Annotated in this window: 19 protein-coding genes; 2 read left to right on the top strand and 17 right to left on the bottom strand. The window is 42.1% G+C overall.

Annotation, left to right across the window (positions count from 1 at the left end; translation table 11 throughout):
- Positions 1-51: 51 nt before the first annotated feature.
- From secG to ybeY, 8 genes are read right to left on the bottom strand one after another with little or no spacing between them, the layout of a single operon-like run.
- Entirely contained in the window at positions 52-285 is a 234-nt protein-coding gene (gene secG, locus Q4443_RS03755; RefSeq protein WP_303407972.1) for a preprotein translocase subunit SecG, read from the bottom strand.
- 39 nt (positions 286-324) lie between these two features.
- Positions 325-474, bottom strand: a complete 150-nt coding sequence (gene rpmG, locus Q4443_RS03750; protein WP_007519517.1) for a 50S ribosomal protein L33 — start codon at positions 472-474, stop codon at positions 325-327.
- The gene (locus Q4443_RS03745; RefSeq protein WP_049518565.1) at positions 474-1,673 is read right to left on the bottom strand and encodes a multidrug efflux MFS transporter; all 1,200 of its coding nucleotides are present in this window, start codon (positions 1,671-1,673) and stop codon (positions 474-476) included. Before Q4443_RS03745 ends, rpmG begins: the two co-directional genes overlap by 1 nt.
- On the bottom strand, positions 1,660-2,265 hold the full coding sequence (coaE, locus tag Q4443_RS03740; RefSeq protein ID WP_000516170.1) for a dephospho-CoA kinase: 606 nt from the start codon (positions 2,263-2,265) through the stop codon (positions 1,660-1,662). The genes Q4443_RS03745 and coaE overlap by 14 nt, the downstream gene beginning before the upstream one ends.
- Entirely contained in the window at positions 2,265-3,089 is an 825-nt protein-coding gene (gene mutM, locus Q4443_RS03735) for a DNA-formamidopyrimidine glycosylase (RefSeq protein WP_049520790.1), read from the bottom strand. Before mutM ends, coaE begins: the two co-directional genes overlap by 1 nt.
- Before the next feature lie 48 nt (positions 3,090-3,137).
- The gene (gene era, locus Q4443_RS03730) at positions 3,138-4,037 is read right to left on the bottom strand and encodes a GTPase Era (protein WP_000143274.1); all 900 of its coding nucleotides are present in this window, start codon (positions 4,035-4,037) and stop codon (positions 3,138-3,140) included.
- Positions 4,038-4,053: 16 nt separating this feature from the next.
- Positions 4,054-4,449 (bottom strand): diacylglycerol kinase family protein, encoded by a 396-nt coding sequence (locus Q4443_RS03725; protein WP_000378185.1) that lies wholly within the window; start codon positions 4,447-4,449, stop codon positions 4,054-4,056.
- A complete protein-coding gene (ybeY, locus tag Q4443_RS03720; protein ID WP_132973187.1) occupies positions 4,430-4,927 on the bottom strand; it encodes an rRNA maturation RNase YbeY in 498 nt (165 codons plus the stop codon). Before ybeY ends, Q4443_RS03725 begins: the two co-directional genes overlap by 20 nt.
- 104 nt (positions 4,928-5,031) lie before the next feature.
- Between ybeY and pavA the strand changes: the two genes are divergently transcribed.
- Entirely contained in the window at positions 5,032-6,687 is a 1,656-nt protein-coding gene (gene pavA, locus Q4443_RS03715) for an Rqc2 family fibronectin-binding protein PavA (RefSeq protein ID WP_216733842.1), read from the top strand.
- Between the two features lie 32 nt (positions 6,688-6,719).
- On the opposite strand, the gene deoD is transcribed toward pavA, so the two are convergent.
- The 9 genes from deoD to Q4443_RS03670 form a co-directional block, all read right to left on the bottom strand.
- Complete coding sequence (gene deoD / locus Q4443_RS03710; protein ID WP_000022105.1) at positions 6,720-7,430, bottom strand: purine-nucleoside phosphorylase; 711 nt, start codon at positions 7,428-7,430, stop codon at positions 6,720-6,722.
- Between the two features lie 401 nt (positions 7,431-7,831).
- Positions 7,832-9,115, bottom strand: a complete 1,284-nt coding sequence (locus Q4443_RS03705) for a chloride channel protein (protein ID WP_049518560.1) — start codon at positions 9,113-9,115, stop codon at positions 7,832-7,834.
- 2 nt (positions 9,116-9,117) lie between these two features.
- Entirely contained in the window at positions 9,118-9,927 is an 810-nt protein-coding gene (locus Q4443_RS03700) for a purine-nucleoside phosphorylase (protein ID WP_049518558.1), read from the bottom strand.
- Complete coding sequence (locus tag Q4443_RS03695) at positions 9,924-10,472, bottom strand: DUF1697 domain-containing protein (RefSeq protein WP_049518557.1); 549 nt, start codon at positions 10,470-10,472, stop codon at positions 9,924-9,926. Before Q4443_RS03695 ends, Q4443_RS03700 begins: the two co-directional genes overlap by 4 nt.
- Before the next feature lies 1 nt (position 10,473).
- On the bottom strand, positions 10,474-11,685 hold the full coding sequence (locus Q4443_RS03690) for a phosphopentomutase (protein ID WP_049518555.1): 1,212 nt from the start codon (positions 11,683-11,685) through the stop codon (positions 10,474-10,476).
- Between the two features lie 23 nt (positions 11,686-11,708).
- On the bottom strand, positions 11,709-12,392 hold the full coding sequence (rpiA, locus tag Q4443_RS03685) for a ribose-5-phosphate isomerase RpiA (protein ID WP_049505712.1): 684 nt from the start codon (positions 12,390-12,392) through the stop codon (positions 11,709-11,711).
- A gap of 105 nt (positions 12,393-12,497) precedes the next feature.
- Complete coding sequence (locus Q4443_RS03680) at positions 12,498-13,427, bottom strand: peptidase U32 family protein (protein ID WP_303407965.1); 930 nt, start codon at positions 13,425-13,427, stop codon at positions 12,498-12,500.
- 127 nt (positions 13,428-13,554) lie between these two features.
- On the bottom strand, positions 13,555-14,235 hold the full coding sequence (locus Q4443_RS03675; protein WP_049518550.1) for an ABC transporter ATP-binding protein: 681 nt from the start codon (positions 14,233-14,235) through the stop codon (positions 13,555-13,557).
- Between the two features lie 13 nt (positions 14,236-14,248).
- A complete protein-coding gene (locus Q4443_RS03670) occupies positions 14,249-15,304 on the bottom strand; it encodes an ABC transporter permease (protein ID WP_303407964.1) in 1,056 nt (351 codons plus the stop codon).
- 384 nt (positions 15,305-15,688) lie between these two features.
- Here Q4443_RS03670 and Q4443_RS03665 point away from each other — a divergent pair, with 384 nt between their 5' ends.
- The gene (locus Q4443_RS03665; RefSeq protein ID WP_125328030.1) at positions 15,689-15,973 is read left to right on the top strand and encodes a DUF3270 domain-containing protein; all 285 of its coding nucleotides are present in this window, start codon (positions 15,689-15,691) and stop codon (positions 15,971-15,973) included.
- Positions 15,974-16,019: the final 46 nt, after the last annotated feature.

The raw sequence follows: 16,019 nt of genomic DNA, 5'->3' as shown, positions 1-16,019 counted from the left end.
GTAAACATCATTCAAAATAAAAATAGGCTAAGACCTAGTCTCGCCCATTTCTTATCTACTTGATAATACCGTCAATGCTAAGGCAATGGCTAGCCAGAAAAAGACTAAAATACCTGTCAAACGTTGCATCACAGCTTCAAAACCACGCGCTTTACTACGTTCAAACAAATCACCTGAGCTGGCATCAAATACATTGCCGGATTGGTTCTTAGTTGGTTGCATGAAAATCGCAATCACAATCACAACAGATAATACTAATAAAATGGTTAATAATAGGTTATACATATCAAACTCCTTAAAATCCCTATTATTTTACCATAAATTCTACTTAGATTCAAGATGTAAAGTTACTTTTCTTTCCTTTGGACAATATTTTAACACCTCAATCTTGTCTGGATGGGTTTTGGAGTTCTTACTGGTTAGATAATTCATGCTGCCACAAGAGGAGCACTTGAGATTGATTTTTACTCGCACTAGATTTCCTTTACTTTTAATAATGATCTAAATTGCACTAAGTTACATAAACAACTGAAAGCTACACAGGCTGCTGTCGCATAAAAGACAGCATGGTAGCCCAAATATCCTGCAACTGCGGATCCCGCCATAGGTCCGATCACTCCACCAAGGTAAAAAAAGACTTGGTTGAAGGCGAAAATCCTTGAAATACCTGATTTTGGAGTCATTTTGCTAAGAAGCGCATTAACACCTGGTATGAGAGCTCCCGTTCCCAAACCAAAGAGAAAACGATACAAGCCAAGTTGAAGGGGGCTGGTTGCATGGGCACAAAGAAGGTAAATGATGACGGAATAAATCTGCGCTGCAACTAACAATCTATGATTCCCTACCTTATCGCCAAGTTTTCCTAGAATTCCAGCACTCATCATGCTAGAAAACCCCATGCTGGATACGATTAATCCTGATACAAAGAGGAGATTCTCAGTCTGCCCTAAGTCCCGCACATAGAGAGCTAGAATGGGACCAATTAATTGAGCTGAAAATTGAATGACGAAGCTCGTCAAAAATAGATTCACTAAAAGCCTAGGATACTTGAAAGAAGAAAATACTTCTTTCGTTGGGATAGCCTTCTCCTTAGCCACTGGTTGAAAATCTTCCTTGATAAAGAAAATGGTTAGGATTGCAGCTAAAAATAAGAAAGCACCTACCAATAAAAAGACATTACGAATGCCAAAAATTTCAGCAATAAAGCCTCCAACAAAGGGACCCGTCAGTGTTCCTGCAACAACTCCTGTAGATAGAGTTCCCAGAGCCGCTCCAGACTTATCTTTAGGTACCTGACTAGCAATCAAGGCCGTCGCATTGGGGACAAAACCTGTAAATACACCATTGAGCAAGCGCAAAAAGAGTAGCCAATAGATATTTGGCACGAAGGCCAAACCTCCCATAGTGATGGTCATGGCAAGACCCGCTCGAATCATCATGGGTTTTCGACCATATTTGTCAGCAAGAATACCCCAGATGGGAGAAACTAGAGCTGCTGAAACAGCCGAAACTGAGATGGCTAATCCAGCATAAAAAGCAACTTGGTCTCCTTCAATTCCCAACTGCTCTACAAAGATAGGCATGAAAGGAACGACCAAGGAAATGCTGGCGCCCGTTAGAAAACTACCGAACCAGGCGACACGAAGATTCTCTTTCCAACTAATCTCTTGCACAGCTATCGCCTCCTTCAAGTAACTTCACTACTTGAGCCACAAGCTGATCACGACTGCCATTGTTGTCTAGAACATGACTGGCCAAATCTTTCTTTTTCTCTAAAGACCACTGGGCGGCCAAACGAGACTCTGCTACTTCCTTAGAAAGATGATCCCTTTTCATGAAACGTTCCACCTGAACATCACGGTTCACATAGACCAGCCATGTTTCATCAAACCAAGCACTGTAGTCCTGTTCAAAAAGCAGGGGAATATCCATGAAAAAAATCGCTTCTGTCTGGGCTAACTGGTCTCTCAGTGCAGCCAATTCCTCACGAATAATTTCCCCTTGGGTTTGCTTAGACCATTCCTGCTCCTCAGGATTTGAAAAGATGAGACTAGCTAGGAGAGGGCGATTGAGTTCTCCATTTTCGAGGATAATTTCCTGCCCAAAGTGGTGAACTAAGAGCTGATAAAGACGACCCCCGGGTTTTTGTAGCTGGTGGACGACTGCGTCAGCATCCACCACTTGAAAGCCTTGCTCTCTTAGGAAATTTGTCACAGTTGACTTACCAGAAGCAATTCCTCCTGTGATTCCGATGATTTTTCCCATCAGCCCCTCCTTTGACACTGAGGACAAAAATGAGTTCCTCGTCCACCGAGCTGGAATTTCTCAATCACTGTCCCACAGCGCGAACATGCTTGTCCAGTCTTATCATAGACCTGATGGAAATCCTGCATGGTTCCGTCTTCCCCAAAGGCATTGGTATAGGTCCGAATGGTGGAGCCGCCCTTTTCAACAGCCTGACCCAAAACAGCAATAGTCTGGTCATGGATGGCCGACGCTTCTTCTGCCGTCAAAGTCTGGGAAGGTCTAGCTGGATGGACCTGCGCTCGCCAGAGGACCTCATCCACATAGATATTGCCAAGGCCAGCTACCAAGGTCTGGTCTAGGAGATGGGATTTGATAGGCTTTTTAGACTTGGCTAGGGCAGCTTGAAAGACCTGCAAATCAAAGTCCTGTTCTCTTGGTTCAGGCCCTAGTTTTTTAGATACAAAGTAGGCATCCAAAAGGTCGGGTACCAGCAATTCCATGGTACCAAACTTGCGTACATCCTCATATACAAGAGTGCCACCATCCTCAAAATGGAAGAAAACATGGGCGTGTTTACGTTCTGGAACTTGGTCCGGATAGTAAAAATACTTTCCCTCCATCCGCAGATGGGAAATCAAGACCTTGTCTGTCAAGTAGAAAAGCAAATATTTTCCACGACGCCCCATGGACTCAATTACTTGACCAGGCACTTCCTTTTGAAACTCTTTCAAATCCGTCTTGATCATCTTGGGATAAGCAATTTCTACATTAGCAATCTTCTTTCCCAAAATCAATTTTTCTAAGCCACGACGAACCGTTTCAACCTCAGGTAATTCAGGCATAAGTCCTCCTTCTGTAAAAACAAGAAGCAGGCATGAGCCCACCTCTACTTAGTATTCTTTTTCATTATAGCCAAAGTCAGCCAAATCTAGCTTTTTATCACGCCAATTTTTCTTGACCTTGACCCAAGTTTCTAGGAAAACCTTATCCCCTAGCATGAGTTCGATATCACGACGGGCCATAGTCCCAATTTTCTTGAGCATAGCGCCACCTTTTCCGATGATAATGCCTTTTTGGCTATCACGCTCCACCATGATGGTTGCACGGATGTGAACCTTGTCTGTCTCTTCATCACGCTTCATGGAGTCAACTACCACTGCAACTGAGTGAGGAATCTCTTCTCGAGTTAGGTGCAAGACTTTCTCACGAATCATTTCTGAAACCAAGAAACGCTCAGGATGGTCTGTGATTTGATCAGCTGGGAAATACTGGAAACCTTCCTCTAGATTTTCACTCAAAATATCGATTAATCGAGAAACGTTATTTCCCTGAAGGGCTGAGATAGGAACAATTTCCTTAAAGTCCATCTGGTTACGGAAATCATCAATCTGAGCCAAAAGCTGGTCTGGATGGACCTTGTCAATCTTATTCACCACCAGAATCACAGGAACCTTGGCAGCTTTCAGACGCTCGATAATCATATCGTCACCCTTACCACGTGGCTCATCAGCTGGCACCATGAATAGAACAGTATCCACTTCACGCAGAGTACTGTAGGCAGATTCCACCATGAAATCTCCAAGAGCTGTTTTGGGCTTGTGAATCCCCGGTGTATCGATAAAGACGATTTGCTCCTTATCCGTGGTGTAAATCCCCATGATTTTATTGCGCGTTGTTTGCGCCTTGTCACTCATAATGGCAATCTTTTGCCCCATGACGTGATTCAAAAAGGTTGACTTCCCGACATTGGGACGCCCTAAAATGGCTACAAAGCCTGATTTAAATGTCATAATTTCCTCTTATAGTTTAAAATAGTATATCCCAAATGCGTGGGAGAAAGATAAGTGCACCTGTCACTGCAGCAAAAAGAGAGACAACTAGCACGGCTCCTGCTGCCATGTCCTTGGCTTTCTTTGCCAACATAGAAAAGTGATAGTGACTGGCTAAATCCACCACATTTTCGATAGCGGAGTTAATAATCTCAAAGGCTACTACCAAGAAAATGCTCATTAGGAGAAAGAGCCATTCGATTCGTGACACCTGAAAAACAAAACCTGCAAGGATGACTACTAGAGCCGTCACTGCATGTTTTCGCATATTGCGTTCTTCCTTGATGGCAGTCAGAATGCCTGTCAGGGCAAATTCTAAACTGGATACAAGGTCACGATTTTTCCATTTTCGTTTATTGTCTTGTGAGTCCATAGGCTGTTAAAATTTCTTCTTGTAAACCGAACATCTCCGCTTCTTCTTCCGGAGTGTAGTGATCGTAGCCGTTGATATGTAAAAAGCCGTGTACTGCCAAGAAGCCCATCTCACGCTCAAAGCTGTGACCGTATTCCTCAGCCTGCTCATGCGCTTTATCGATAGAGATGAAAAGTTCCCCAATATAGGCATCGAACTCAGACATCATTTCTGCTAATTCAGGGTTTTCAAGCAAATCTTCCTCGTCAAAAGTAATGTCCAATTCCGGTTTATATTCAAGGCTGATGACATCTGTCGGGCGATCTGTATCACGGTACTCGAGGTTGAGTTCGTGACTACGCTCATTGGTCACAAAAGTAACTGCCATCTCCTTGTCTTCTTTTCCTATTTTTTGGGCTGCAAATTCCAAAATTTCTTGGGTTTGGTGCAAGATTTCTTGTGAAACTTGACCAGTTTCATCTACCATTTCAATATACATGTGCTTCTCGATTCTCTTTACTTGGCTTTATTATACCATATTTCCATGATTTTATTCTACCTTTTTGATATAATACTATGGAATACAATCACAAGGAGAGAACGATGTCATTTGACGGATTTTTTTTACACCACATGATTGAGGAATTGCGAAGAGAGTTAGTCAATGGTCGCATCCAGAAAATCAATCAACCTTTTGAACAAGAATTGGTCTTGCAAATCCGCAGCAATCGCCAAAGCCATCGCCTGCTCCTCTCTGCTCATCCCGTTTTTGGACGCATTCAGCTAACCCAAACGACCTTTGAAAATCCAGCCCAACCTTCTACCTTTATCATGGTTTTGAGGAAGTATTTGCAGGGTGCCCTGATTGAGTCGATTGAGCAAGTGGAAAATGACCGTATTGTGGAAATCACGGTTTCCAATAAAAACGAAATTGGAGATCATATCCAAGCTACCTTGATTATCGAGATCATGGGCAAACACAGCAATATTCTCCTTGTCGATAAAAGTAGCCATAAAATCCTCGAAGTCATCAAACACGTCGGCTTTTCACAAAATAGCTACCGTACCTTACTTCCAGGTTCGACCTATATCGCTCCGCCAAGTACCGAATCCCGCAACCCTTTTACTATCCAGGATGAAAAACTTTTTGAAATCTTGCAAACACAGGAACTAACAGCAAAAAATCTTCAAAGTCTCTTTCAAGGTCTGGGACGTGATACGGCAAATGAATTGGAAAACATTCTTGTCAGTGATAAACTGTCTACTTTCCGAAACTTCTTCGGGCAAGAAACCAAGCCTTTCCTAACGGAGACTTCTTTCAGCCCAGTTCCTTTTGCAAATCAGGTGGGAGAGCCTTTTACCAGTCTTTCTGACTTGCTGGACACCTACTATAAGGACAAGGCTGAACGGGATCGCGTCAAACAGCAAGCCAGTGAACTGATTCGTCGTGTTGAAAATGAACTTCAGAAAAATCGACATAAACTTAAAAAACAAGAAAAAGAGTTACTGGCGACAGACAATGCTGAGGAATTTCGTCAAAAGGGCGAGTTGCTGACAACCTTCCTCCACCAAGTGCCGAATGACCAAGATCAGGTTACCTTGGACAACTACTACACTAATCAGCCTATCATCATTGCGCTTGACAAGGCCTTGACTCCCAGCCAGAATGCTCAACGCTATTTTAAACGTTACCAGAAACTCAAAGAAGCTGTCAAATACCTGACTGAGCTAATCGAAGAAACCAAGGCTACCATTCTCTATCTAGAAAGCGTGGAAACCGTCCTCAACCAAGCTGGACTGGAGGAAATCGCTGAAATCCGTGAAGAATTGATCCAAACTGGCTTCATTAGAAGACGCCAACGTGAAAAAATCCAGAAACGCAAAAAACCAGAACAGTATCTGGCGAGCGATGGCAAAACCATCATTTATGTCGGTCGTAACAACTTGCAAAATGAAGAGCTAACCTTTAAAATGGCTCGCAAGGAAGAACTTTGGTTCCATGCCAAGGACATCCCTGGAAGCCACGTCGTCATCTCAGGAAATCTTGATCCATCTGATGAAGTCAAGACAGATGCAGCTGAACTAGCTGCCTACTTCTCCAAAGGGCGTTTGTCAAATCTAGTTCAAGTGGATATGATTGAAGTCAAGAAACTCAACAAACCAACTGGTGGAAAACCTGGCTTTGTAACCTACACAGGACAAAAGACCCTCCGCGTTACACCAGACCCAGAAAAAATCGCATCTATGAAAAAATCCTGATTCAACTTGAAATCAGGATTTTCTTTTACATTTCACTCTGCAATCAAGGTTTCCAAGCCGACTTTCATCATATCAGTGAAGGTGTTTTGGCGTTCTTCTGCAGTGGTGTCTTCATCTGGATTGACCAAGCTATCAGAAATGGTCATGATAGCAAGGGCATCAACGTGGTGTTGGGCAGCAAGATAGTAAAGAGCTGCTGCTTCCATTTCCACAGCCTTGACTCCCCATTTACCAAGCTCGATGTTCTTTTCAAAGTAGTTTGAGTAAAAGACATCTGATGACAAGACGTTCCCAACGTGGGTTGTCATACCAAGTTCTTTGGAGATATGGTAGGCCTTGTCTAGCAAATCAAAGCTAGCGATTTGTGGGAAATCATACTGTGGCCAGTCATTGCGGATGATGTTTGAGTTGGTTGCAGCTGCTTGCGCCAAAACCAATTCACGGACGTGGACATCTTCATTCAAAGAACCAGCAGTTCCCACGCGGATCAATTTCTTTACACCGTAGTCCACAATCAACTCACGCGCATAAATCGAAATGGATGGCATCCCCATCCCAGTTCCCATGACCGATACACGGTGGCCCTTGTAAGTACCAGTGTAACCAAACATGTTCCGCACTTCGTTAAAACAAACAGCATCTTCAAGGAAGGTCTCCGCAATAAATTTCGCACGAAGAGGATCCCCCGGAAGAAGAATTTTATCAGCAATTTCACCTTGCTGAGCAGCAATATGGATAGACATAATATAAGATACCAAACCCGTCAAAAAGCGAAGGGAAAATAGGAGTTGAGCGCAGTGAGCGATGCTCGCTAGACCAACTATCTTTTTCCCACTGCTTTTAGGGTGGGTTCAATTCCTTTCTTTCTTAATTTTGATAATAAATAGGAGAATAGCTCGGGTTCAATTCAAAACCAAACTACCCTACTTTTCAATGTTTTAGAAAAGTTTTCCGCTCGTGTTCAAATTAGAACACTTCGCTCTACCTTTCTTTATTTATTTTTATATTTCATAGCTAGGAAAAATCGTATTCAATCATGACTCCGACGAGCCTAGTTCATTTTTATTTCAAACAGTTATTGATAAACTGACAATAGTTTTTAATCCTTTAAGATAAATCCTTGATTAGAAGAAACGGGTATTTCCTACCTAACTACTTTATTCTTTGACATCTTACACAGTATACTAGCCCAAGGAAAGCGGTCTAACACTTTTGCAAAACCATAAGCTAGGAAAGCCGTTACTAAGAGATACGGAAGAGAATCTAAACCTAACCCAGTGAAACCAATTACTAATCCAGTTGCAGACCAGGGAGCCCTCAAGGTCACAGATAAAAAGCAAACCGATCCCAAAAGCAAAATGCTTGACTGGCTGTCCAAACCTAGAATCATGGCTAAGAGAGCAGCTCCAGCCATCCCCAAGGCAAAAGATGGCGTAAGAGTACCACCATAGGCCCCTGCCCAAAGGATAATAAGAACGACCACTGCTTTTAGGAAAAACATGAGAAGCACTGTTTTACCATCGCTACCATTTATAATTTCCTGAGCCATCATGCGTCCATTGCCAAGTAGATGTGGAAAGTAACTTGCCAGACCAACAAGAAACAGAAAAACTGAGGGCAAAGTGAGAAGTATTCGTTGATCTTTTATCTTGTTTGAAGACACTTTTTTACTTAAGCGACCAAAAAGCCAAGCTAGGGGAGTTAAGAAAAGAAGTAATAAAGGGACAATCCACACTTCCTTTAATGACCATGTGATAGCTGGAAGCTGGTAAAGAGCATGATCTGAAATAACCAAGCCTGCTATATAGGTAGACACATAGGTAGTCAAACCGACTAAGACAAATCGCTTGATAGATAAAGTAATTCCTAGAGTCTCAAAAACGAAGAAAGCACTTGTTAAAGGAACCTGATAGACAGCTGATAAACCAGCACCAGCACCACAAGCAAGGAGAAAGATTCGATCCTTCATAGACAGTATACATATTTTTCCAATTGGACCTGCAAATAGGGCTCCAATCTCTCGTGGTGCAGCTTCTTTGCCAATAGGTGCTCCCCCTCCAACTGCAATAATCTGCCAAATTGAATGAAATAGCTGTTTTAAAAAATGAAGCTTGTATTGTGAAGTCTCATCCTTCATCTGAGCTTTGATGGAATAAATCTTCGACCTTTTTTGCAAGAAGTACCAGACTAAGGACGAGCTAAGACCCACGATTATTAAACTTAGTCCTATCCGTGAGGAGGAAACTCCATCTGTCAAAAATCCATTATGATGCTCTGAATGACCAAAAGCTAGCCACTCCGCCATCTCTAAAAGATAATGGAGAAATATACCAGATAAACCCGAAACTATTCCTTGCAGAATTACTGCTATGAATAATCTAAGATTATAAGGAATCTTTCGAAAAATTCTCCTCAATTCTATTAACATGATTACAATTCAGCAAGAATCGCTTTAAGCAAGCCTTTGAAGTCACCTTTGACACGCTCTGTCACTTCCACAACTTCTTCGTGGTTGAGTTCTTCTTGGAAACCAGCAGCATGGTTAGTAATACATGAAATTCCTAGAACTTTCAAGCCTGAGTGGGCTGCCACGATAACTTCAGGAACCGTAGACATACCAACCGCATCTGCTCCCAGTGTCTTATAGGCACGAATTTCTGCTGGGGTTTCATAAGTCGGACCAGTTACACCAATATAGACACCTTCATCAAGCTTGATACCAAGTTTTTTAGCCACTTCATGGGCAGTAACGCGGTATTCTGGCGTGTAGGCCTTGGACATATCCGGGAAACGAGGACCAAAATCATCCAAGTTTTCACCCATCAACGGATTTTGACCCGTAAAGTTGATATGGTCTGAGATAGCCATCAAAGTACCAGGACCGTAGCCGATACCTCCTGCAGCATTGGTTACAATGACACCTTCGCATCCGAGAACTTTCATCACACGTACTGGGAAAGTCACGACTTCAAGAGGATTGCCTTCGTAGAAATGGAAACGACCTTGAAGAGCCAAGACCTTGCGACCTGCAAGTTCTCCATATACCAATTTACCAGCGTGACCAACTACTGTCGAACGACCCCAGTTTGGAATGTCTACATAGTCTACTACAACTGGATTTTCAATTTCTTCTGCAAGTTCTCCTAGACCTGATCCAAGGATTAAACCAAACTCAGGCGCTTGGATTCCTTTATCTTTCAGAAAAGCAGCTGTTTCTTTGATCTTATTTAAAAATGTCATTGTGTCTCCTTTATTATTTGACCAATTTTGTCAAAAGTTTTAGCATTACGAATGGTGATTTGGCGGTAGAAAGGCATCTTGAGTAAGTACTTATGATAGGCCGTTTCGTAGTATGATTCTTCGGAATATTTTCCCCAGAAAATACCAAGTTTTCCAAAATGAACGACTTCATCTTCCAGTTCCAAACTGTCCACTTTCTCGATAACTTGATCCACATCCAAGCCCTCTGTGTAAAAGAGGACATCTTTTCGAGCTAAGTCTTTGGTCCACCAATCTGGCAGATTTTCCAGCTCTGCTTCATAGTCTTCCTGACTCAGCAAAGAAAAACTCTGAATAAATGGGTAATGGACTTCAAAGAAAGCCTCTAACTTTTCAACCAATTGGGCTTTGGGAACAGCCGAAGTAAAGAAAATATTGCCACTGTTGATGTAGGTTTCAACTTTTTCAAGTCCCAACTCTGTCAGTTCTTGACGAAGTTGCGCCATGACAACCTTATTCTTCCCACCGACATTAATGCCCCTTACCAGTAAAGCATAGCGTTTCATCTTATACCAATTTATCTAAGAAACTTTCCCCAATCATGGCAGTTTCCACACCAAAGTTATCCGCAACTGTCGCTGAGATATCTGCAAAATGTCCAACTGGAATGACACCATTTCCCTTAAAGCTAGGGCTGTAAGCTAAAAGTGGGATATATTCACGAGTGTGGTCTGTTCCTGCATAGGTTGGGTCATTTCCATGGTCAGCAGTAATCAAGAGAAGGTCATCCTCTCTCATAGCTGCGATAATTTCAGGCAAGCGTTCATCAAACTCATGCAAGCAATCACGGTAACCATGAGCATTGCGGCGGTGGCCGTAAAGGGCATCAAAGTCAACTAAGTTTGTGAAAGAGAATCCTTTTTCAAACTCAGCAAGTCCCATGGTCTTCAATAATGTATCAATTCCGTGGCTGTTTGACTTGTTGTGGCCCATGTCATGATTGATACCAGCTCCGTTAAAGATATCGTTGATTTTACCAACAGCGTAAGTATCGATACCAGCTTCATTCAATTTATCCAAAACAGTCGGTGCAAATGGAGATACTGCCAAGTCACGACGATTTGCTGTACGAGTGAAGTTACCTGGCTCACCCACATAAGGACGAGCAATGATACGACCTAGAAGAGCAGGGCGCTCAAGGGTAATCGAACGAGCGTATTCACAAATACGGTACAATTCATCTAAAGGAATAATGTCTTCGTGGGCAGCAATTTGCAAAACAGGATCAGCTGAAGTATAGATAATCAACTCCCCAGTTTCCATCTGACGCGGTCCAAAATCATCGATAACAGCTGTTCCTGAGTAAGGTTTATTGGCTTCACGAATGACCTTACGTCCTGAAAATTCTTCGATTTTTGTCAAGATTTCTTCTGGGAATCCGTTCCAGAAAGTATCAAAAGGCTCGGTAATGTTGAGTCCCATGATTTCCCAGTGACCAGTCATGGTATCCTTACCAAGAGATACTTCTTCCAATTTTGTCACATATCCTGTTGGATTGCTTTCAGCTGGTACAGTCTTGAGAGGAGTTTCACGAGGAATATTTCCTAGACCGATTTTAGCCATGTTTGGCACATTCAAACCAACTGTTTTAGAAATATGTCCCAGCGTGTCAGAAGCACCGTCTGGAACCCCTGCATTGACAAAGTTATTGGCATCTGGTGCAGCACCGATTCCCACAGAATCCAGTACCACCAAGTGAATCCGATTAAATTTTGACATAGTCTGTCTCCTTATTATGTTGATTAGTTTGCTTTTGTTGAAGTTAAAATCTGAACCCCATCTCGTCCCGCTACGATGACCTTATCCACCATTTGGTTAAACAAGCCGTGCTCTACGACACCAACGACATGGTCCAATTCTTGCCCGAAGGCAATTGGATCTTCAATGACATCCAAAGCTAGGTCAATGATAAAGTTCTGCATATCGGTCACAAAACGTTGGCCGTCTTTTTCACGGAAACTTGGTTTATAGCCAGCTCGCTCAAACCGACGAAAGACCTGTTCTGCACCATACTGAACCACTTCTACTGGCAATTTAAAAGCACCTAGTTTCTCTACCAGTTTGCTTTCATCTACCACCCAAATGTATTCTTTTGAGGGCGTTGCGACAACCTTCTCCATCAGAAGGGCACCACCACCGCCTTTAATCCCGTTAAACTGGCTATCTACTTCATCCGCCCCGTCAACCGTCACATCGACAAAGTCTACTTGATCAATCGACTTGAGCGGGATGTTAAGACCTTCAGCCTGTTTACTGGTCACACTGGAAGTCGTTACAGCAGTAATCTGCAAACCTTCTTCCTTAATCCGACGGCCAATTTCTTCTACGAAATAGTAGGCAGTTGATCCAGTACCGAGTCCAACAACCATGCCATCCTTGACAAACTCAGCAGCCTTGATACCTGCCATCTTTTTCAGATTCTCCACTTAAACACCTCCATTAAAGAGCTATTTTTATTATAACATGTATCCGTTTTTATTTCATGGATACACTGGAAAAACCCGAACATTTTTATTTCGGGTTTTGGTGTCCTATTTAACCATATCAGGATCGTAATCATAGAATCCTGTGTCGAGGAAACGGTTTTTAGTGTGTAACTTGCGCACTTCCTCATCTAACAAGAAGGCTTGGTCATGGCTGAAATTCCCCTCTTGGATCAAGCCACGCGCTTGAATAAAGAGTTTAGCAATCTCAACAAAGTTCTGACCTGGTGTGTAAAGCCCTTCGAGTTTCCAGTGAGTAAAGCCATGCTCCACTAGTTCTGTCAATTTGGTCATCAAATCAAGGTCGTTATTTGCAAAGATGTGGGTACCATGATTGTCTTCAAAGATGGAATAGTGACTTTCTGGGTCACTCGGTTCTGCCAAGAAGAGGTCCCGCTTACGCGTCTTTTCATCATCGATATGCGTAAAGTTATAGTAGTTTTGTAAGAGCGGACGCTTAGAATGGTGAATGACACTAGCACCATAAACCAAGACTTCAGCAGGAATTTCCAAAATCTCTGGCATCTTGAAGAGTTCAGCAGATGGAATTTCTCGCGCCAAAACAGCTTCTGATGCTCCTGCCTTTTGACCCCAGAAGTTAATCTGACGACTGCTTGTCACCATAGTTGAAGCATCGTAAATGGTTTTAAAGGAATAGCCATCACGGTTGACCACATAAAAGACACCTGCATCCCCAACAGTAATATAGTCTGTCTTGATTTCTTCCAAGAAGTCTAGGAAGGGCTTGATACTGTCCATCATGTCTTGGTGCATGAGGGCGTTGACTGCAACGATCAATTCCTTACCCGCATCATGAACGAGCTTAGCGATGGTGCGCAACTCTTCATAACTAAAGGTCGTTGGCAGACGAAGTCCAAAATCTTTCTCACCAACGTAGATACGATCTACGCCGGCTTCGAGTAGTTGTTCAACTTGTTCAATACTTTCAGCAGTTGCTGTAATGATAATCTTTTCCATAAGAAAAATTATACCACATTTCTCAAAAATCAGCTATGGTTACTGAGAGTTTCAGAAAAAGTTAAACTTGTTTCTATCTTTCCCAATCAAAAAAGTGAACGCTAACCTGTACCGTCCACTCTCTTTATTATACTTGTGTTTTTTCAACTAGGTGGCCATCATTCATAACATAAATACGATCAACCTTATCAAGAAGACGAGTATCATGCGTAATCATAACAACTCCTCTACCTTGTTCGTGGGCAATGGCAGCCAACATCTCTGTTACTTGATAGGCACGCTCAGTGTCAAGACTGGCTGTCGGCTCATCTGCAAGCACGATGCTTGGATTGTTATAGAGCGCTCTAGCTATCGCCGCACGTTGACGTTCACCACCCGATAGAGCCTTGGGATAATGATTTTGTACCTTTTCCAAATCCAACAACTTAAAGAGCTCTTTTCGGTCACTTTTACTATTTTTTCCCTTATCCAGTCTGTCAATCAAATCCAGCTGTTCCTTGACTGTTAGAAAAGGAATTAGGTTTGAAGCCTGGAGAATGAAACCAAACTCTCTAAAACGGAGGTCTGTTTTTTCCTTCTCCGTCAAACTGCCTGTTTCCTTCCCTTTGACTAGAATCTTTCCACTCGATGCTTCCTGAAGTTGTCCTAGAGTTGTTAGAAAGGTTGTCTTTCCAGAGCCAGAAGGCCCAACGATAGATACGAACTCTCCCGCATTTAGCTGAAAATTCGTCTCATGCAGGGCTACGACTTTCATCTTTCCTTCCCCATACGTTTTTGTCACTTGAGTCATTTCAATCAATGCTGTCATACTATTCTCCTTATCATTCTGCAATCGCAGTAATCGGGTCCACCTTTAACAAGCGTGGAAGTGAAATGACACCACCTAGAAGGGCCATCAAGCAAATTACCAAACTTAGGACAGAGTAGGCTATCCAACTTGGATAGAAAAAGAAGGTAGCTGGTAAGACTAAAATCGCTCCTCCGATTGCCAGTAAGGCTAAAGCAATCCCCATACCAGACAAAAGGAAGATTTGACAGAACAGAGACCATACAATGGTTTTGATCTGTATTCCCTGAGCTCGCATTATTCCATAAAGGCCTAGTTTTTGGATGGTAATGATATAAACAAAAATACCCACAATCAAGCCTGTGATGACAATCATAGCAAGAATCATTCCTGAAAATACATTCACCTGAGGTGTGTAACCAGGAATTTTCGAAATCATTTTTGGAATGGAAATCTGTTTCAGTCCATCGCCAGCCACTTCTATATCATTTTTCAATACCAAGGCAGAGATGGAACGATTGGCTTTCAAGGTTCCTTGTAAGATCCAATAAGTCGTCAGACTCGTAAAGACAACAGGCTCAGTGAAAAATTTATTTCCTTGAGTCAAGCCTACGATCTTGTAACTCTCTTCGCTTCCATTGAGCTGAATGGCATCACCTAGCTTCATCCCATAGTTCTCAAAAGACTGATCCACGACAACCTCATCATCTCCTTCAGGATAACGACCCTCCGTCAAACTAGGAGAGATAAAAGAGTCCCAGTTTTGAGCAAAGATGGAAACGTTAATCTTTTCACTACCATCGACTAGATTGGTCACAGCGAACATATAGCCCAATGGAGCAGCCTCTTCAGAACTCTTTTCCTTGTAGTCTTTTTCAGGAATAAAAGATGCCGTCAAATTATCATTTGCGTAGTCGGATAAAACGACACCCGTCGCTTGCCAATTATCAATAGCGGCCCGGTTGTTTCGCACAAGACCAAGAGCTAGACTGGTCATAAAAAAGACCATAAAAGCGATAAGAAAAATGGTCGTTAAGATCAAACTATATCGAAGTTTGTTTCGTAATATCTCTTTGATAGCAAGATACATGCTTATCTCCTTTTACTTTTCCCAGAGGTAGCAAGAATGCCACCCAGACCAATAGACAGAATCTCTGTCTTATCATCCATTCAAAACAACTCCTATCAATACTCTTCAAAAGTATCCAGGTAGCAACTCAACAAATCATCTTAGGAAAAAGCCTCAGCTTGCTATCAATTTATATAAGTTATCCTTACCTTTCTCAGTATATTTATAATAGAGAAAGTTAGGTCATCTGTTTTAAGTGTAACATCCATGCTATCATTTTCCCTTGTAGGTGTCAAGAGAGCGACTTAGAAGTTGATAAGAGACTTTAGTAGTTTTGTAACAATTCTGTAATAATTCTCTGCATAAAAAATGATAAAATAGTTATGTACTGTTAAGGAGAGAATCATGTCCGCAAGAAAACTAGAAGCATATGAGTTTGAACAAGCTCCCGAATCGAAACAAACTCCGCTTTACCAAGATTACACACCTGAAGCCCCAGTCGGCCCTAACCTAAAAGAGATTTTATTTTTTGTAAATATCGCTTGTTTCTGTATTTTTATGGCACTTTTTAGTTTTATCTTTTTAGCTATAAAATTAAATACAGCTTTATCCTTTGTCGCTGCAATGGGTCTTAGTTTCGCCCTTTTACAACTTCAACGAAAGATGATTAAACGAAAATTTTCAAAATAAAGGTTGGTAGAAGTACCAACCTCTTTTCTAGTTATCAAAAAAGACA

This window comes from Streptococcus sp. GP0011 (assembly GCF_030546305.1).
Classification (GTDB): domain Bacteria; phylum Bacillota; class Bacilli; order Lactobacillales; family Streptococcaceae; genus Streptococcus.
The sequence above is the reverse complement of the archived record's forward strand: the minus strand, read 5'-3'. Positions and strand labels throughout refer to the sequence as shown.